This is a genomic window from Aquamicrobium sp. NLF2-7 (assembly GCF_022359935.1).
Taxonomy (GTDB): domain Bacteria; phylum Pseudomonadota; class Alphaproteobacteria; order Rhizobiales; family Rhizobiaceae; genus Mesorhizobium; species Mesorhizobium lusatiense.
The window spans coordinates 640423-658756 of record NZ_JAKSED010000001.1; the positions used below are offsets into that span (position 1 = coordinate 640423).

The following is an 18334-nucleotide window of genomic DNA, read 5'->3' on the forward strand; positions in this document are numbered from 1 at the left end:
TGAAGAAAGTGCGGGAGAAGTATCCTGCGGAAGGGCGGGCGCCTGCGGTGCCGGCGACGCCGTTGCCTCCGGCAGAGCAAAAAGATTTCGCTCACTGACATCAAAAGGCGCATTCTTTGCGCCGTGACTGCCGGCCGACGACAAAGTCACCAAGCCTCCCCCTTGCACCCCTCACCTCCTATGCTACATGAACGCGCAAACAGCGAAAGTCCGGCAGCTGGCTTTCGTCACCTCGCGAGAACTGAATGTCTGACAAGGTCGTCACCCGCTTCGCCCCCTCGCCCACGGGCTTCCTGCATATAGGCGGTGCGCGCACTGCGCTGTTCAACTGGCTTTATGCCCGCCACACCAGCGGCACCATGTTGCTGCGCATCGAGGATACGGATCGGGAACGCTCCACAGATGCAGCTACCGCTGCGATTCTCGAAGGCCTGAGCTGGCTTGGATTGAAATGGGAAGGCGATCCCGTATCGCAGTATGAGCGCGCCGGCCGGCACCGCGAGGTGGCGGAAGAGCTCGTTCGTCTGGGCAAGGCCTACTACTGTTACGCCACGCCGGCGGAACTGGAAGAAATGCGCGAAAAGGCACGCGCCGAAGGGCGCCCGCCACGCTATGATGGCCGCTGGCGCGATCGTGATCCTTCCGAAGCGCCTGCTGGCGTTCCCGGCGCAATCCGCATCAAGGCACCCACCGAGGGAGAAACCCTCGTGCGCGATCTCGTTCAGGGCGATGTGCGCTTCCAGAACAAGGATCTCGACGACTTCATCATCCTGCGCTCGGATGGAAATCCAACCTACATGCATGCAGTGGTGGTGGACGACCACGACATGGGCGTCACCCACATCATCCGCGGCGATGACCATCTCACCAACGCGGCACGGCAGACCATCATCTATGATGCCATGGGCTGGCAGGTGCCGAAGATGGCGCATATCCCACTCATTCACGGTGCCGATGGCGCGAAGCTTTCCAAGCGCCACGGTGCGCTCGGCGTGGAAGCCTACAGGGCAATGGGGTACCTGCCCGAGGCCCTGCTCAACTACCTTGCACGCCTCGGCTGGAGCCACGGCGACGACGAGGTGATGTCGATTGCCCAGATGATCGAATGGTTCGACATCACCGATGTCAACAAGGGGGCAGCGCGCTTCGACTTCGCCAAGCTGGAGGCGCTCAACGGCATACACATGCGTTCGATGGATGACGCGGCACTCACCCAAGCTCTCCTGTCCGCACTCCCATATCTGCCGGATGGCGAAGCCCTTGCCGAGGGCTTTGATAATGCGGCCAGAGAACGGCTGCTGCGCGCCATGCCGGGGCTCAAGGATCGCGCCAAGACACTGATCGAGCTTGCGGACAACACCTATTACCTGACCGCCCGGCGGCCTCTCCAGTTGGATGAAAAAGCGACGACCATACTCGATGACGCCGCAAGGTCCGTGCTGAAGGATGTGCTGACAAGTTTTCAGGATATCAGCGAGTGGAATGCTCAGACGACCGAAGCGGCGATCCGTGACTACGCTGAGAGTTCCGGGCTGAAACTGGGCAAGATCGCACAACCGCTGCGCGCCGCGCTGACCGGCCGGGCGACGTCCCCCGGCGTGTTCGATGTGCTGGATGTGCTTGGGCGTGAAGAAAGCCTCGCACGCATTGGGGATCAAATCGATTAAGGGACACGGCTACGAAAATTGACGTTGAAAGGCCTGTGTTGCGGTGCAACATTAGCGCGCGAACCGAAACGGTTCGGCACCTTATACAGGCTGCACTTTTGAACATTCCCGTATTTCGGATTTAACATCGACCAACGATTTTTGCCGCTTGGGCATGAGACTTGACAAGGAGTTTGCGATGACCGGATCAACTGCGAAACTGGAGCTTGGCGGCAAAACTCACGAACTCCAAGTCCGAAGTGGCACGATCGGACCGGACGTCGTGGACATCGCCTCGCTCTACTCGACCACCGGCGCCTTCACTTACGATCCCGGCTTCACCTCGACGGCAAGCTGTGAATCGCAGATCACTTACATCGATGGTGACGCAGGCGTTCTGCTGCACCGCGGATATCCCATCGACCAGCTCGCCGAGCACGGCGATTTCCTCGAAGTCTGCTACCTCCTGCTCTATGGTGAACTGCCGACCAAGAGCCAGAAAGAAGATTTCGATCACCGCATCACGCGCCACACCATGGTGCACGAGCAGATGTCGAAATTCTTCTCAGGCTTCCGCCGCGATGCGCACCCGATGGCGGTCATGTGCGGTGTCGTCGGTGCGCTTTCGGCCTTCTATCACGACTCCACCGACATCTCCGATCCGCATCAGCGCATGGTCGCCTCGATGCGTCTGATCGCCAAGATGCCGACCATTGCGGCCATGGCGTACAAATATCACATCGGCCAGCCGTTCATTTATCCCAAGAACGACCTGAACTTTGCCGCCAACTTCCTGCACATGTGCTTTGCGGTGCCTTGCGAGGAATACAAGGTCAATCCGGTTCTGGCGCGCGCCATGGAGCGCATCTTCATCCTCCATGCCGATCATGAGCAGAACGCTTCGACCTCGACCGTGCGTCTGGCCGGTTCGTCGGGCGCCAACCCGTTCGCCTGTATCGCCGCCGGCATTGCCTGCCTGTGGGGACCGGCTCATGGCGGCGCCAACGAAGCTGCCCTCAACATGCTGGCCGAGATCGGCCATGTCGACAACATTCCCGAATTCGTGAACCGCGCCAAGGACAAGAACGATCCGTTCCGCCTCATGGGCTTCGGTCACCGCGTCTACAAGAACTACGATCCGCGCGCCAAGATCATGCAGCAGACCGCGCATGAGGTTCTGGGCGAGCTCGGCATCAAGGACGATCCGCTGCTCGACATCGCCATGGAGCTGGAAAAGATCGCTCTTACCGACGAGTACTTCATCGAGAAGAAGCTCTACCCGAACGTCGACTTCTACTCGGGCATTACCCTGAAGGCGCTGGGCTTCCCCACCACCATGTTTACCGTTCTGTTCGCCGTCGCCCGTACCGTGGGCTGGATTGCGCAGTGGAAGGAAATGATCGAGGATCCGCGCCAGAAAATCGGCCGTCCGCGCCAGCTCTACACCGGCTCGCCCGAGCGCGATTACATTCCGATCGCCAAGCGCTGACCGGATACGAAAAAGGCCGCGAAATTCGCGGCCTTTTTCTTTTGAAATAAGAGCTTTTCTTCCCGATTTCTCTTACTGGATCATGTTCAGGACCGCCTCGGCTCCAATCGCGCCGGCCGGACGATCGGTTGCCATGCGGCGGCGCACTTCGGCAAAGCCGGCTTTCTGCCAATCGCGCATCCCCCCATCGATAAGCAGCGCCTCGACCTGCCGGGCCAATAGTTCGGGCCGCACAAAGCGGTCGTAGAATTCAGGCACGATGGCCCGGTCGGCGATCAGATTGGGAAGCGATGCGGACCAGATTTTCAGCAGGAGCGGCGCAACAGGCCGGATGACGGGATCGAGCTTGTAACAGGAGATCATTGGCACCCCCGACAAAGCCAGCTCCAGAGAAACCGTTCCCGATGCAATCAGCGCCGCATCAGCCTCTGCAAAGGCCTGCCACTTGGCATCCGGCTCGGTCACGATTTCCGGTTTCTGGTCCCAGTTCTGTGTCGACTTCGCGATCGTCGGAGCAACATGCGGAACAGTTGGCAAAACCAGCCGCAGCTTGTGGCCGCGTGCGCGCAACTCATTCACCGTTTCACCGAATGGTTCCAGCAAACGGCTCACTTCTCCGCGTCGTGAGCCTGGCAACAGAAGCAGCGTTCTGGTGTTCCCGGCCGACATATCCCGCGGCTGGTCCTGCCCCGCTGCGGCAAGCCTGACACCCGCATCCTGAGTCAGCCGATGCCCCACATAGGTGCCGGAGGGGCCACCAAGGCGCTCCAGTTCCCCAACCTCGAAGGGCAGGATGCACAGAATGCGGTCCACATAAGGTCGCATCGCCGCTGCCCGGCCTTGCCGCCAGGCCCACACGCTTGGGCACACGTAGTGAACGATCGGGATCGAGGCATCGCCAGAACGCACCTTCTTCGCGACGCGCAGGGAGAAATCGGGGCTGTCGATGGTGATCAGGCAGTCCGGCTTTGCGGCAACAATCGCTGCCGCCGTCTGACCAATGCGACGGATAAGGCGAGGCAGATCGCGCAGGATGGCGCTGACGCCCATAAGGGCGATCTCGCCCGAACTGAACAGAGACTTCAGTCCAAGCCCCTCCAGATGACGTCCGCCGACACCAACAAGTTCGACCTTGCGTCCGGCCTGTTTTTCCAGTTCACGGATAAGGTCCGCGCCCAGAAGATCCCCGGATTCTTCACCTGCCACGATGGCGATGCGCAGGGGTCGCTGCTCCTTCATGGCGTATCCTTGGGCGGCAGGCCGATGACGAACAGGCCAAGCGCATTGGCCTCGGCGATCATATCCGGTCCATCCAGCACGAGCGAATGACCGGCCTCCACCGCGATGCCCGCCAGTCCTGCCGCATGCGCTCCCGTCACCGTGCGCGGGCCGATGGAAGGCAGGTCCGTGCGGGCCTCCTGCCCCGGCTTGGCGCATTTGACCAGCACGCCGCGCTTCTTGCCCGCGAGGCGGCCATGATCCCGCAGATCGCGGACGCGCTCCAGCATGGCATCGGTTCCCTCAATGCCTTCCAGCGCGATCGCACGGCCGCCTATGGCGACTGCACCCTGCCCTATGTCGAGCGCACCTATGGCTTCCGCAGCGATGCGCGCCGCCTTGATGTCGCGCCAGTCTGCTTCCGATGGAGAATGGTTGCCGAAAGCCCCTTCAACGGCAATCAGATCCGGAACGATTTCATGCGCCCCGACGACCTTGAAGCCGCTTTTCTCAAGCCATTCGACCACGAAGCGCAGAAGGCCATCGTCCCCTTTGGCCAGAGCCCGGATGAGTGACGGAACAAAGCGCAGAAGTCCTATTCCGGGACGCATTGCGGCGACACGCGGGCGGCGCTTGATTTCTCCTGCCATCACCACATGGGTGATGCCACGCCGGCGAAGGCGCGCAACAAGCGATGGCGCGTCTTCCAGCGCGATGGTCTCGTGATCGTAGCGCTCAAGCCCCGCTTCGGCATCCGGCTCGCCCTCAACCATCAGGACAAACGGCTTCAGGCCTGTGTTTGCCAGACCTTCAGCTATCGCACCGGGAAGGTTTCCGCCGCCGGCAATGATGCAGACCCTGCTGTGAGGATCGCCGGCACGGCCGCGAGGATTGCTCTCAGTCCTCGTCATCGCCATCGTCGGCGGCCCCACCCTTCAGCGGGGGGACCGTATATTGCCGCTTTCCGCGACTTCCTATGAAGTCGATGATCTTCATGGCAGTCGGCGAGCCGGAAAACTCGGACTTTGCAATCTCGATATTCTCCGCGACCGGGCGGCTGTGATCGAACAGGGTGTGGTAGCAGCGACGCAGCAGATGGATTTCAGCGCGCGGCAACCCTGAGCGCCTCAGCCCGATGATGTTGAGCCCGCGCAGCTTGGCGCGGTTGCCGACAGCAATCGCGAACGGGATGACATCCCCCACCACGGCCGAGCAGCCGCCGATGAAGGCGTTGTTGCCGATGCGGACAAACTGGTGAACGGCGGTCAGACCACCGATATTGACATTGTCGCCGATCTCGCAGTGACCGCCGAGCGTGGCGCCGTTGGCAAAGGTTGCGTTCTTGCCGACCACGCAATCATGGGCGATGTGGGCGTAGGCAAGGAAATTGCCATTCTCGCCAACGATCGTCTCGCCGCGGCTGGTGTCGGTGCCGGTGTGCATCGTCACGCCTTCGCGGATCGTGCAGTTCGCACCGACGATCAGCGTGGTGCGACCGCCTGTATGCTTGGCATTCTGGGGAGGCGCTCCGAGAGTTGCCATGGGAAAGACTTTGGTCCCGGAACCCAGAGTGGTAGCCCCAAGCACGGAGACATGTCCGACAAGTTCGACGTTGTCTTCGATCGTTGCATCCGCGCTGACATGGCAGAACGGGCCGATACGCACACCGCTGCCAATCCGGGCACCGCTCTCGATGACGGCGGACGGATGTATGATCGTCTGGTTTTCCATTGTGCCTCGTCAGCTGTTCTCGACCATCATCGCCGAGACTTCGGCTTCGGCGACCTTTGCGCCGTCCACCATGCCTTCGCAAGCGAATTTCAGGATGTTGCCACGTTTCTTCATCTTGCGCACATGAATGCGCAGTTGGTCACCCGGAACCACAGGCTTGCGAAACTTGGCGTTGTCGATGGTCATGAAGTAGACGAGCGACGGCTGGTCCGCATTGGCAAGGCGAATGCAGATCGCACCGGCGGTCTGCGCCATGGCCTCGATAATGAGCACACCCGGCATAACCGGCTGGCCGGGAAAATGGCCGAGGAAATGCGGCTCGTTGACGGTGACGTTCTTGATGCCGACGGCAGAATCGTCGCCATCGATCTCAACGATCCGATCGATCATCAGGAACGGATAGCGATGCGGCAGGAGCTTGAGCAGTTCCTGAATATCAACGGCCTCAAGCACGGAGCCGGCAACGTCAGCCATTCTTTTCCCCTTTAGATGACTTGGTGAATGCACGGATGGCCGACAATTCACGGAAGAAATCCCGCATCGGCTGTGCCGGCATACCTGCCCAGCGCTCTCCTGCGGGAATATCATACATCAGACCCGAGGAGGCGGCGACCTGCACCCTGTCGCCTACGCTGATGTGGTCCGCAATACCAACGCGGCCACCCAGCATGACGAAATCGCCCAAAGTGACCGATCCCGAAATGCCGCACTGGCCGGCAATCACACAGCCTCGCCCGATGCGTACATTGTGGGCGATCTGGACGAGGTTGTCGATTTTCGTGCCCTCACCGATAATCGTATCGGCCATGGCGCCACGATCCACCGTCGTGTTGGAGCCGACCTCGACATCGTCCTGAATAACAACCCGCCCGATCTGCGGCATGCGTTCCGGGCCCTTCGCGCCGGGAACGAAACCAAAGCCGTCCTGCCCGATGCGCGCGCCGCCATGGATGATGACGCGGTCGCCGATCAGGGCATACTGAACGGCCACATTCGGGCCGATATAGCTGTTGCGGCCGATCCGGCAGGAAGCGCCGATCACCGCGTTAGGGGCAATGACAGTACCCGATCCGATTGCAACGCCAGGCCCGATGACCGCGCCCGCCTCAACGATTGCACCGGGCTCGATGGCGGCTGTGGGGTCCACATGCGCCTGCGGCGACACCCCCTGCTCGGACGTAGACGGAACGGGTGTTGCGGCAGCGGGAAACATCAGGCGCCCGATATGGGCAAAAGCCTGCTGCGCACGCGGGTTGACGAGAACAGCCACGCCTGTCGGCGCCTTGTCGGCCAGTTCGACGGGGCAGAGAACGGCAGCGGCGTGCAGGTTCGACATCAGCGCTTCGTTGCGCTTGCCGTCGACGAACACCAGCGCATGGTCTCCGCCTTCGAGGGCTGAGGCGATGGTTTCGATAATCGTGTCGGAATAGGCCGGATTCGCCAGCGTCGATCCGGTAAGAGTGGCCACCTCACCCGCCGTATAGCGGCGCGCGGGCACGAAAAACACCGGATCGGTCATTCGAGAGCAATTATCCTGTTTGCCCGGACAGTTCGGCCCGGGCGCGATCGCCCGGAGCCGCCGTTATCCGCTGTTTTAGAAGCGTGTCGACATGCCGAAGTTGAACTCCTGCACCTTGTCGGTCGATTCCTTGGCTACAGGAACCGCGTAATCGATGCGCAGCGGACCGAAAGGCGAAGCCCACATCAGGCCTACACCGACAGAGGCACGCCACTTCATGTCTGTGGAAACAAGGTTTGCACTCGTCTTGTTACCATAGAGCGTGGCAGCGTCCGCAAACACTGCGCCGCGCAGACCAAAGCTTTCCGGAATAGCTGGCAGCGGGAACTGCGCCTCGGCAGATGCATGGAAGTATGTGGTGCCGCCAAGATGGCCGTCATAATCCACACCCTTTTCGTATGGACCAATGCCATTGTAGTCAAAGCCACGAATGATCCGATCATTGCTCTTGAAGTGATCGAATACGCGCAATTCCTTGCTGCCATAGCTTTCCACATGGCCGGCACCGGCAGTGAGCAAGCCGACAATGTCCATTTCCTCAGAAAGCGTATGATACACAGACCCGCGCGCAGTAAACTTGACAAACTTCGCGTCACCACCAAGGCCAGCAACTTCGGCGCCAACATTAGCGAAAATGCCATAATGCGGATTCTTCATGTCATCGATAGTGTTATACACTAGATTGGCACTCAGGGATGACTTTTCCCAAGTACCGTCCTTGATGGCATCATGAATAGGCTTTGGAAGAGTCCCGCAAGTAGCGTCTACGTACGCTCCTGTTCCATCGACACAATTCTTATTATACTTATACTTCTCCTGCGAGTAGTTATAAGCAAGCTGCGTCGTGATGCTTTCCGTAATCGGCAGACCGAAGCGAACGGTTGCGCCGGTCACTTCGCTGTCATAGCGCTTGTACTCGCGCGTCGACTTGAAGACATCGAAACCAGCGGCAATGCGGCGACCGAGGAAGTATGGCTCGGTGAACGAGACCATGAAGTCGCGCGAGTCCTTGCCGCCGCCCGCCGACAGGCGGATATACTGGCCGCGGCCGAGGAAATTGCGCTCGGTGACGGAGCCCTGCACGGATGCACCGGGCGTGTCGCCACCGGTCGAATAACCGGCACCGATGGAGAATTCACCTGTGGACTTCTCGACCACATCGAGAACCAGAACGACCTGATCCGGCTCGGAACCCGGCGCCGTCGAAATCTCGACGCGCTCGAAGTAATCAAGAGCCTCGATGCGCTTCTTCGCGCGCTGCACGAGCACCTGGTTGAAGGCATCACCTTCGCTCAGATCGAACTCGCGACGGATCACATAGTCACGCGTACGGCTGTTTCCACGAATCTCGATCCGCTCGATATAGGCCTTGGCGCCCTGATCGACAGTATAAACCACCGAAATGGTGCGGTTTTCGAAATTGCGGTCGCCACGCGGCGTGACCTGCGCGAAGGCATAGCCGCGCTCGGCAACACGCTCGGTCAGTGCAATCAGCGTGTCCTCAACTGCCTTGGCGCTATAAACGGCGCCCGAGCGGGTCTGAACCAGAGACTGGAGCGAATTCGGGTCGATCTCACCGATCGAGCTGTCGACACTCACATCACCAAAGGTGTAGCGAGGGCCTTCGTCGACGGTGATGGTGACCGTGTACTGATTGGTGGCTTCATCAAGCTCGCCGAAGGACGACACGACCTGAAAATCGGCATAGCCGCGATTGTAGTAGAAGCGGCGCAGCAGTTCTTCGTCAGCGCGCAGCTTGTCGTCGCTGTAGACGTCGTCCCGCAGCAGGAAAGACATGAAGTTGGAGCGCTTGGTGTTGACGACATCGGCCAGACGGCGGCTGCTGAATGCCTGATTGCCGACAAAATTCACCGCAGCAATCTTGGTGCGCCCGCCTTCAACCACATTGAAGATGACATTGACGCGATTATTGCCCAGATCGACCACCTGTGAGGTGACAGCCGCATCCTCACGGCCAACGCGACGATAGGCATCCTTGATGGCTTCGATATCCGCATCGGCGGCCGCCTGGGAATAGGGGCTGCGCGGCTTCAGCTGCACGGCGCCCGAAAGCTGGGCGTCCTTAACCTTCTTGTTGCCCTGGAACATCACCTGATTGACGATCTGGTACTCAGACACCGTCACGACCAGAGAAGAGCCAACCTGATTGATGCGCACGTCCGAGAACATGCCCGTGGCGAACAGGGTCTTCACCGCGTTGTCCACATCGGCGCTGGAGAAAGCGCGGCCCGGCTTGATCCCGATCTGGTTGCGAACCGTATCGGCATCGATGCGTGAATTTCCGCGAACCTCGATGCGGCTGACCACAGCAGCCTCAGCGGCAGACACTGACATCAACTGTACTGTGAACGCGCCCGGAACGACCAGTGCGGCGGACAATGCCGCCGCGGAAGCGGCGCTCAGAAACTTGGATGCTGCCTTCATCGGGCTATATAACCTTCTCGTATTCCACGGCGAGAAACCAGACACTCGGCCAAAATTCCCATACCGTATTAACCGGATTTTCCCTACACGCAAGGCTTCTGGTTAATTAGTGTTTACTTGGCCGGCCGGCGTTGCTTTCGCGTCACGCATATTCCGGGCCATGGTAAACGCCTTATCAACGACCTCGCTCCCTGATCAGGATTCGTTCATGATTTCAACAGCCAAACAGGTCGTTCCAGAACACGAATCCCATGAAGCCGAGAACCACGAGCATGCCAACCTTATATACGGCTTCCATCGTGCGTTCTGTCACGGGCCGCCGCAGAACGACCTCCATAGCATAGAAAAGCAGATGTCCACCATCGAGTGGCGGAATCGGCAAAAGATTCAGGATGCCTATTCCCACGGAAAGCAGCGCCACGAGCTGCACAAGCCAGTCGAAGCCCAGTTTGGCGGCCTGCGCCGACATGCCGGCAATCTTTACCGGCCCACCGAGCTGGCACTTATCCTCCCGACCGAACGCGAATCGCTTCATGAACTGGCCGGTACGCTCGATGATGTGGCCGGTTTCCGTCACGGCTGCTGAAAGAGCCTCGACAGGCGTGTAGGTGATCAGCCGCGGCTGGCCGAGCTCCTGATTGTTGACCACGCCGATGACGGCAACCTTGATCTTGTTGCCCAGTGCATCTTCCTGCTCCATCGGCTGCGGCGTCGCGGTCAGACTGACCTCGCGCCCGTCCCGCAGCATGACAAAGGTAAGCGCATCGCCTGCCCGGCCCGAAACCAGCCGCTGCACATCCGCGAAGGTTTCCACCTTCTCGCCGTTTACGCTGACGAAACGGTCGCCCGGCATGATGCCGGCTTCCTCTGCAGGGCTGCCTGCGTTGACGGTGGCGACCATCGGCTCGGCGACATAACGGCCATGGATCGAAAACATCACCGCAAAAACCGCGATGGTGAGCAGGAAATTGAAAAACGGACCGGCAAAGACGGTGGCCGCCCGCTTCCAGACCGGCTGCGTATGAAACGCGACGCGACGTTCAGCTTCGCTCAGCGCCGGGCCCGCATCATCGCCCACAGGGCTGGAGGTGACATTCATGTCACCCGCGAATTTCACATAACCACCAAGCGGTATGGCGCACAGCTTCCAGCGGGTGCCGCGCCGATCATTGAAACCCACGAGCTCCGGCCCGAAGCCGATGGAAAAGGCCTGCACGCCGATGCCGCAGGCGCGGCCGACGAGGTAGTGTCCCATCTCGTGAACGAACACGACCACGGTCAGCACGAAAAGAAACGGCACCAGAGTGCCGAGCAATATACCTTCGGTGCTGAACAGCGCCTGCCAGATGTCGTTCAAATCAAGTCCTCGATTCGCCGGTTCATCTCGGGAAGAAATGAACCGCTGCTGCGGCTGATACGCTAAAGCCGGCTGATCCCTCAAGGATCGCCATCATCAGGCCGCCTACCCTCCAAACAGACCCTGTGCCGGACTGTCGGGGGAAGCGGCCAGACTGCCGATGACGTAAAGCGCAAGTGCCGCCACGACAAGTCCGTCAACCCGGTCCATCACGCCGCCATGCCCCGGAATGAGCTGGCTGGAGTCCTTCGCGCCATGCCGCCGTTTTACCCACGATTCGAACAGGTCGCCAATCTGCGACACGATCGAAAGCAGCAAGGCGGCGAGTCCTGCGAGCCCCTGATTGCCCGTTCCGGCCAAAGTAGCGACCAGAACGCCCGCCACCACGCCGGCGACAGTGCCGCCAATGGCCCCGCTCCATGTCTTGCCGGGCGAAATGGCGGGGGCAAGCTTTGGCCCGCCAACCGCGCGGCCAACAAAATAGGCCAGCGTGTCGGTGGTCCAGACGACGGCGAACAAAAACAGGATTGCCAGAAAGCCAGCGTGGTCGGCACCACGAATATAAGCCAGCGCAAAACCGGACAGCGACGCATAGGCCAGACCCGCCGCGTCCCACTGACCTGTGCCGCGGGCTGCCCCGAAAGCGATAAGAATGACGACACCGGCAAGCGTCAGCGCCAGAAAGGTCAGCGCGGGTACTCCGAGCGCCAGCGCCACCAGCAGCACAGCCATCAGTGCTTCGGGAAGCAGTTCCAGCCCCCGGGCGGGAGTCTGACGCGTCATCCGCGTCCACTCATAGAAAACCGCCCCTGCAATGAGGGCAGACAGAAAACGGAACGGCACACTACCCAGCCAGGTGAGCGCGAGGACAATGGCGGCAAGAATGACGCCCGATATGATTCTCAGCTGAAGGTTGCTCATCGCACGATTGCCGGCGCTACGGCCTCCTCAGGCGAAAGCCCGCCGAACCGGCGCTCGCGTCCCGCATAATCACGCAATGCTTCCGCCAGATGATCGCTGCCGAAATCCGGCCAGTAACACGGAACGAATACAAGCTCGCTGTAGGCCGCCTGCCAAAGGAGAAAATTGGACAGGCGCAACTCGCCGCTGGTGCGGATCACGAGGTCCGGATCAGGAATGTCGGCCGTGTCGAGCGACCGGGTGATGTCGTCCATTTCGATCTGCTGAGGCAGAATTTCTCCACGAACGGCAGCTTCCGCCAGCTTGCGCGCCGCGCGCACGATCTCGTCGCGGCTGCCATAGTTGAAGGCGATGACCAGCGTGAGATTGGTGTTCCCGCGCGTAAGGTTTTCAGCCTCTTCCAGCAGGCTGCCTATGTCGGACTGGAGGGTTGCACGATCTCCGATGATCCGCACCCGAACGCCATTTCTGTGAAGTTCAGCGAGATCGCGACGGATGAACAGCTTCAGCAGGCCCATGAGATCCGTAACTTCGGACTTGGGCCTCGACCAGTTTTCGGAGGAAAATGCGTAGACTGTCAGGACGGAGATGCCGAAATCCGGCATGGCGCGGACAAGGTTGCGCAGGGCCTCGACACCGGCCCGGTGACCGGCAACGCGCGGCAGGCCCCGGGATTTCGCCCAGCGCCCATTTCCGTCCATAATGATCGCAACATGCGTTGGGCTTGTCATTCGTCCGCCTTCAGGCCGGCTGATGCAACAGATCGCAAGCCAGGATTAAACCTGCATGATCTCCGTTTCCTTCTCGGCCAGAAGGCTGTCGATGGAGGAAATCGTTTCGTCGGTCAGCTTCTGAACCTGATCCGACTGCTTGCGCTGATCATCCTCGCTGATATCCCCGTCCTTTTCGGCCTTTTTCAGGGCATCCATGCCGTCCCGGCGAACATGGCGCACGGCAACGCGCGCGTTCTCGGCATAGGTGTGAGAGATCTTGACCAGCTCCTTGCGGCGCTGCTCGTTGAGCTCCGGCAGCGGAATACGCAGATTATTGCCATCAACGATCGGATTGAAACCGAGATTGGCTTCACGAATCGCGCGATCCACCGCGCCAACCATCGACTTATCCCACACGGAGACTGAAATCATACGCGGCTCGGGAACGGCCACGGTAGCCACCTGATTGATAGGCATGGCCGAGCCATAGGCCTGAACCTGAATCGCATCGAGCAGGTTCGAGGAAGCGCGCCCTGTGCGCAGGGAAGCCAGATCCTGCTTGAATGCGTTGATTGCGCCGTCCATGCGCCGCTTCAGGTCTTCAAAATTGCCGCTCATGATCTTCTCCTCAGCCTGCCGTTCCAGGCTCGTCATTCACTATGTGCACAAGCGGGCAGGCATTTCCTCCCCGCGAACCGTTCAATCGTCGGCAACGACCGTGCAGCGGCCACCGCCTCGCAGAATCTCTCCAAATCCACCCTGTGCATGGATTGAGTAGACGATTATCGGAATGTTGTTTTCCCGCGCAAGGGCAATTGCAGCCGTATCCATGATGGATAGGCCACGATTGATCACCTCGGCATGGGTAATGCGCTCGAAGCGGGTTGCAGAAGGGTCCTTCTTCGGATCCGCCGAATAGACGCCGTCGACCTGCGTGCCCTTGAACAGCGCATCGGCGCCGATTTCGGCAGCGCGAAGGGCTGCGGCCGAATCTGTCGTAAAGAAGGGATTGCCCGTGCCGCCCGCGAAGATCACCACCTTGCCCTGATCCATATAGGCGGTTGCCTGCCGCTGCGAAAAACTCTCGCACAGCTCAGGCATGGCGATTGCCGAGAGAACGACCGCATCGACACCGATCTTGATCAGCGAGGTCCGCAGCGCAAGCGAATTGATCACCGTGGCGAGCATACCCATGTGGTCGCCGGTCACGCGGTCCCCGCCCTTGGAGGCTACAGCTACGCCGCGAAAAATATTGCCGCCGCCGATAACGACGCCGACCTCAATGCCGAGGCTGCGGGCTTCTGCGATGTCGGAGGCGATACGGTCGACGACGGAAACGTCGATGCCGAAATGCTGGTCTCCCATCAGGGCCTCGCCCGACGCTTTCAACAATACCCGTCGGTAAGGAAGCCTGCCCGTCATACTGATCCCCGGTAAAAGCGTTGAATGGCAATGCCGGGCCAATATGCCCCAGCCTGCATGTAATGGGCCGACCCGATACACGAAGGGCGCCGCGATGTCACGCGGCGCCCCTCGCAATATAACAGGCGGATGTCGAAGCTTACTTCTTGACCGTCGCTGCAACCTCGGCTGCAAAGTCGGTTTCTTCCTTCTCGATACCCTCGCCGAGAGCAAAGCGGAGATAAGCGGTGATCTTAGCCGGAGCACCGATTTCCTTCTCTGCTTCCTTCAGCGCGTCCGCGACGGTGACGTCGGGATTCAGAACGAAAGACTGCTTGAGGAGAACGACTTCCTCGTAGAACTTGCGCAGACGACCCTCGACCATCTTCTCGATGATGTTCTCGGGCTTGCCCGACTGGCGAGCCTGCTCGGAGAAGATGGCCTTCTCACGCTCGACGGCGGCCGGATCCAGGGCGTCGATGTCGAGCGCCATAGGATTGATCGCGGCGATGTGCATGGCAACCTGACGGCCGAAGGCAGCAGCCTTCTGCGCGTCGCCTGCGGTTTCGATGGCGACCAGCACGCCGAGCTTGCCCAGATTGTCGGCAACCGCGTTGTGCACGTAGGTGGCAACAGCGCCTTCGGACACGACGAGCTTGGCAGAGCGGCGGAAGCTCAGATTCTCACCGATGGTGCCGACCGCATCCTTGATGGTGTCGATGACGGTCTTGTCGGAACCCGGATAGTTGGCAGCAGCCACAGCCTCGGTGTCGCCGAATGCAAGGGCGACCTTGGCGATGTTGCCGACGATCTGCTGGAAAGCTTCGTTACGGGCGACGAAGTCGGTCTCGGAATTGACCTCGACCAGCGCTGCCTCGCGCAGCCCCTGATCGACGCCGATCAGACCTTCGGCTGCCGTGCGGCCGGCCTTCTTGTCTGCCTTGGCGATACCCTTCTTGCGCAGCCAGTCGACTGCAGCTTCCATGTCGCCATTGGTCTCGGCAAGGGCGGCCTTACAGTCCATCATACCCGCGCCGGTAAGCTCGCGGAGCTCTTTGACCTGTGCTGCTGAAATGCTCATTCTATGCCTCTTCGTTCAGAAACGGGAATGCGCACCGCCGGATTTTCAGCGATGCGCCATGCCCGGACGCTCAATGCGTCATATAGCGGAAAACACGGGGCCTGACGGCCCCACGCCTCAGGCTTCCGGCGATGCTTCGCCGGCGGGCGTTTCGGTCAATGCCGGCTCGACGGGAACCTCTGCCGAAGCGCCGATATCGATGCCGAGCGCGCCCTGCTGACGGGCGATGCCGTCGATCGCAGCCTTGGCGATCAGATCGCAATAAAGCTGGATTGCGCGGGCAGCGTCGTCGTTGCCGGGGATCGGGAAGTCGACCTTGTCCGGGTCGCAGTTCGAATCGATGATGGCAACCACAGGAATGCCAAGACGCTTGGCTTCCAGAATGGCGATCGCTTCCTTGTTGGTGTCGATGACGAACATCAGGTCCGGCGTCGAGCCCATGTCCTTGATGCCGCCGAGGGCCTTGTCGAGCTTCTCGCGCTCGCGCTCAAGGTTCAGGCGCTCCTTCTTGGTGAAGCCCTGTGCATCGCTGGCCAGAAGCTCGTCGAGCTTGCGCAGACGCTGGATCGAGTTGGAGATCGTCTTCCAGTTGGTCAGCATGCCGCCGAGCCAGCGCGAGTTGACGTAGTACTGAGCCGACCGCTGGGCAGCGTCGGCAACGATGTCCGAAGCCTGACGCTTGGTGCCGACGAACAGGACGCGGCCGCCGCGGGAAACGACATCCGAAACCTGCTTCAGGGCCTGATGCAGCAGCGGAACCGTCTGCGACAGATCGATGATGTGGACGTTGTTACGGGCGCCATAGATGTATGGGGCCATCTTCGGGTTCCAGCGGTGGGTCTGGTGGCCGAAGTGCGCGCCTGCTTCAAGAAGCTCGCGCATGGTGAAATCTGGCACTGCCATTCTGTAGTTCCTTTCCGGTTAGCCTCCACGGACATCGGCATCCGGGGTTCTGCCCCGATGCCACCGGAGGTACCGGCCGGATTTCTCCCGGCACGATCCCAAAGTCCGTGTGTGGAATGGTCGCGCATATATCGGCTCGGGCAGCAAAACGCAACCCGGGTGGCGAAAAGGTTCACGCTGCCTTGCGAAACGCCCTACCCCGGCTCGACACGCGCACGCGGCGGAAGATCGCCACGATCTCCTCACGGCTGCATTCGACAGCGCCCAGTCGCAGCGCACGGTCGCGCTCGAGGCCGGTGATGTCGTAATGCGGTGCGGATGTTTTCGGCGGTCCCTGATAGGAAGACAGCTTCAACCCGAGCCGCGCTGCGAAACCATGCAGTTCGGCAGTATCGTCGGCCATCAGATGACACCAGCGCCGGCCCGCGAAGTGCCATATGGGAGCATCCACATAGACCGCCATCGCAAGCGCCTTACTTCTTGCAGGAGCCGGCGCGGGCTCCATCGAACAGCGACAGATCGACAAGCTTCCCGGTCATCGAGAAGTCGCCGTAATCCATCTGCAGATCACGTGTCAGCCCGTTTGCATGCATCTTGAAGCTGATGCGGTATTCCGGCATTTCCTCGCCGCCGTCGGTTTCAGCGGGATTGAAATAAGCGATATCGACCGGCCAGAACTTGTCCTTTTTCAGCGTTGCCAGCACCGGAAGCTCAGGATCCTTGCCGTCGGCTTCGACAGGTTTTCCGATGACGACAGTGGTCAGCATGGTGCGGTCGGCATCTTCCGAACCGTCATACAGGCTGGTCTCGTAGAAGCTCTCGCCCTTCTCCGCCTTGTCGATGAGTTCGAACATATGCTGGGTCGGAAACTGGGTGAGATCGAGCGTCACCGTGTTCGGCTCAGGCTTGTCGATGTCGACGCGCACCGAATCCTGTTCGCGATGGGCGGTGCCCTTCACTTCCTTTTCCAGATTCTGGTCGACGAAGGATTTGGTGACGAAGGAAAATGTCTTGCCGTCGCCATCCTCGAAGGTCGTCGTCTGCTGGTCGGTCATGCGCATCGCGTCGGTGGTGCTGATGCGCGTGACCAGACGGAACTTGACCGTGTAGCCGTCGCATTGCGAGCCGTCGAACTCATACACCATGCGTCCCGATATGCCGGTGATGCCGGAGCGCTCGTTAGCCTTGTTCAGGGAGATGTCATAAACGGCGCGGTGGGGTTGCAGAACCGGTGCTGCAAAGGCTGGAACGGTGGAAAAAATGGTCGGAAGCAGGATGGCGGTATAGGCAAGGCGCGTTGCGCGCATGTACAAGCTCCGGTCATGGCAGCCGGCCGTTCCGGCGGCGGGAATGGCCAAGCATAAAAATAGTCGTGGCGGAAGCGAGGCAAAAATTGCACTTTCAGCTGCACCGCCACAGGGGCATCAAGCAATAGGGAATTACTATGAGCGAAACAATCGAAAAGCGGCTGAACGATCTGGGTGTGACGCTGCCTGTGGCTGCGGCACCTGCCGCCAACTACGTTCCGTTCGTGAAAAGCAGCAATTTGCTGTTCCCTTCCGGCCAGCTGCCCATCAAGGATGGCAAGCTCGCCGTAACCGGCCTGCTGGGCAAGGATGTCGATCTGGCTGCCGGTCAGGAGGCCGCGAAGCTGTGCGCCATCAACGTGCTTTCCCAGGCCAAGGCGGCCCTTGGCGATCTGGAGAAGATCAGGCGGCTGGTGAAGATCACCGTCTATGTGGCTTCGGCCCAGACTTTCACCGAGCAGCATCTGGTCGGCAACGGCGCTTCCGATTTCTTCGTGGCCGCACTTGGCGAACGCGGCAAGCATGCGCGCGTCGCCATCGGCATGGCCGCCCTTCCGCTCAATGCCTCGGTCGAGGTCGAGGCGATTCTTGAGGTCGAATAAG

The 18334-nt window shown here is 60.2% G+C and carries 18 protein-coding genes; 3 read left to right on the forward strand and 15 right to left on the reverse strand.

Translation table 11 applies throughout. The features are described from left to right. The first annotated feature begins 245 nt into the window (after positions 1-245). Together gltX and gltA are read left to right on the forward strand one after the other, a co-directional pair. Positions 246-1667 carry a glutamate--tRNA ligase gene (gene gltX / locus MIC97_RS03190; RefSeq protein WP_239798820.1) on the forward strand — a complete coding sequence of 474 codons (1422 nt, stop codon included), beginning with the start codon at positions 246-248 and terminating at the stop codon, positions 1665-1667. Positions 1668-1845: 178 nt separating this feature from the next. Then, positions 1846-3135 carry a citrate synthase gene (gene gltA, locus MIC97_RS03195; protein WP_183830250.1) on the forward strand — a complete coding sequence of 430 codons (1290 nt, stop codon included), beginning with the start codon at positions 1846-1848 and terminating at the stop codon, positions 3133-3135. Between the two features lie 72 nt (positions 3136-3207). Here gltA and lpxB read toward each other — a convergent pair whose 3' ends face one another. The 15 genes from lpxB to MIC97_RS03270 all read right to left on the reverse strand — a co-directional run bounded on the left by lpxB (position 3208) and on the right by MIC97_RS03270 (position 17731). Continuing rightward, positions 3208-4374 carry a lipid-A-disaccharide synthase gene (gene lpxB, locus MIC97_RS03200; RefSeq protein WP_239798821.1) on the reverse strand — a complete coding sequence of 389 codons (1167 nt, stop codon included), beginning with the start codon at positions 4372-4374 and terminating at the stop codon, positions 3208-3210. Continuing rightward, positions 4371-5264 carry a UDP-2,3-diacylglucosamine diphosphatase LpxI gene (gene lpxI, locus MIC97_RS03205; RefSeq protein WP_239798822.1) on the reverse strand — a complete coding sequence of 298 codons (894 nt, stop codon included), beginning with the start codon at positions 5262-5264 and terminating at the stop codon, positions 4371-4373. The genes lpxB and lpxI overlap by 4 nt, the downstream gene beginning before the upstream one ends. Further along, on the reverse strand, positions 5251-6084 hold the full coding sequence (lpxA, locus tag MIC97_RS03210) for an acyl-ACP--UDP-N-acetylglucosamine O-acyltransferase (RefSeq protein WP_183830257.1): 834 nt from the start codon (positions 6082-6084) through the stop codon (positions 5251-5253). Before lpxA ends, lpxI begins: the two co-directional genes overlap by 14 nt. A gap of 9 nt (positions 6085-6093) precedes the next feature. Beyond that, positions 6094-6558: a 3-hydroxyacyl-ACP dehydratase FabZ gene (gene fabZ, locus MIC97_RS03215; RefSeq protein WP_239798823.1), complete on the reverse strand. Its 465-nt coding sequence runs from the start codon at positions 6556-6558 to the stop codon at positions 6094-6096. Then, on the reverse strand, positions 6551-7603 hold the full coding sequence (gene lpxD, locus MIC97_RS03220) for a UDP-3-O-(3-hydroxymyristoyl)glucosamine N-acyltransferase (protein ID WP_239798824.1): 1053 nt from the start codon (positions 7601-7603) through the stop codon (positions 6551-6553). Before lpxD ends, fabZ begins: the two co-directional genes overlap by 8 nt. Positions 7604-7678: 75 nt before the next feature. Next, positions 7679-10048, reverse strand: a complete 2370-nt coding sequence (bamA, locus tag MIC97_RS03225; protein ID WP_239801014.1) for an outer membrane protein assembly factor BamA — start codon at positions 10046-10048, stop codon at positions 7679-7681. Between the two features lie 214 nt (positions 10049-10262). Further along, complete coding sequence (rseP, locus tag MIC97_RS03230) at positions 10263-11405, reverse strand: RIP metalloprotease RseP (RefSeq protein ID WP_239798825.1); 1143 nt, start codon at positions 11403-11405, stop codon at positions 10263-10265. A gap of 105 nt (positions 11406-11510) precedes the next feature. Then, positions 11511-12326 (reverse strand): phosphatidate cytidylyltransferase, encoded by an 816-nt coding sequence (locus MIC97_RS03235; protein WP_239798826.1) that lies wholly within the window; start codon positions 12324-12326, stop codon positions 11511-11513. Further along, positions 12323-13057: an isoprenyl transferase gene (locus MIC97_RS03240; RefSeq protein WP_239798827.1), complete on the reverse strand. Its 735-nt coding sequence runs from the start codon at positions 13055-13057 to the stop codon at positions 12323-12325. Before MIC97_RS03240 ends, MIC97_RS03235 begins: the two co-directional genes overlap by 4 nt. A gap of 45 nt (positions 13058-13102) precedes the next feature. Next, the gene (gene frr / locus MIC97_RS03245; protein ID WP_183830279.1) at positions 13103-13657 is read right to left on the reverse strand and encodes a ribosome recycling factor; all 555 of its coding nucleotides are present in this window, start codon (positions 13655-13657) and stop codon (positions 13103-13105) included. Between the two features lie 81 nt (positions 13658-13738). Continuing rightward, complete coding sequence (pyrH, locus tag MIC97_RS03250; RefSeq protein ID WP_183830282.1) at positions 13739-14461, reverse strand: UMP kinase; 723 nt, start codon at positions 14459-14461, stop codon at positions 13739-13741. 139 nt (positions 14462-14600) lie between these two features. Then, on the reverse strand, positions 14601-15521 hold the full coding sequence (gene tsf, locus MIC97_RS03255) for a translation elongation factor Ts (protein ID WP_239798828.1): 921 nt from the start codon (positions 15519-15521) through the stop codon (positions 14601-14603). A 117-nt stretch (positions 15522-15638) separates the two neighbouring features. Then, a complete protein-coding gene (gene rpsB, locus MIC97_RS03260) occupies positions 15639-16424 on the reverse strand; it encodes a 30S ribosomal protein S2 (RefSeq protein ID WP_239798829.1) in 786 nt (261 codons plus the stop codon). 172 nt (positions 16425-16596) lie between these two features. Further along, complete coding sequence (locus MIC97_RS03265) at positions 16597-16887, reverse strand: DUF4031 domain-containing protein (RefSeq protein WP_183830290.1); 291 nt, start codon at positions 16885-16887, stop codon at positions 16597-16599. 10 nt (positions 16888-16897) lie between these two features. Further along, positions 16898-17731, reverse strand: a complete 834-nt coding sequence (locus MIC97_RS03270; protein WP_239798830.1) for a cell envelope integrity EipB family protein — start codon at positions 17729-17731, stop codon at positions 16898-16900. A 137-nt stretch (positions 17732-17868) separates the two neighbouring features. Here MIC97_RS03270 and MIC97_RS03275 point away from each other — a divergent pair, with 137 nt between their 5' ends. Next, the gene (locus MIC97_RS03275; protein ID WP_239798831.1) at positions 17869-18333 is read left to right on the forward strand and encodes a RidA family protein; all 465 of its coding nucleotides are present in this window, start codon (positions 17869-17871) and stop codon (positions 18331-18333) included. The last annotated feature ends 1 nt before the right edge of the window (position 18334 follow it).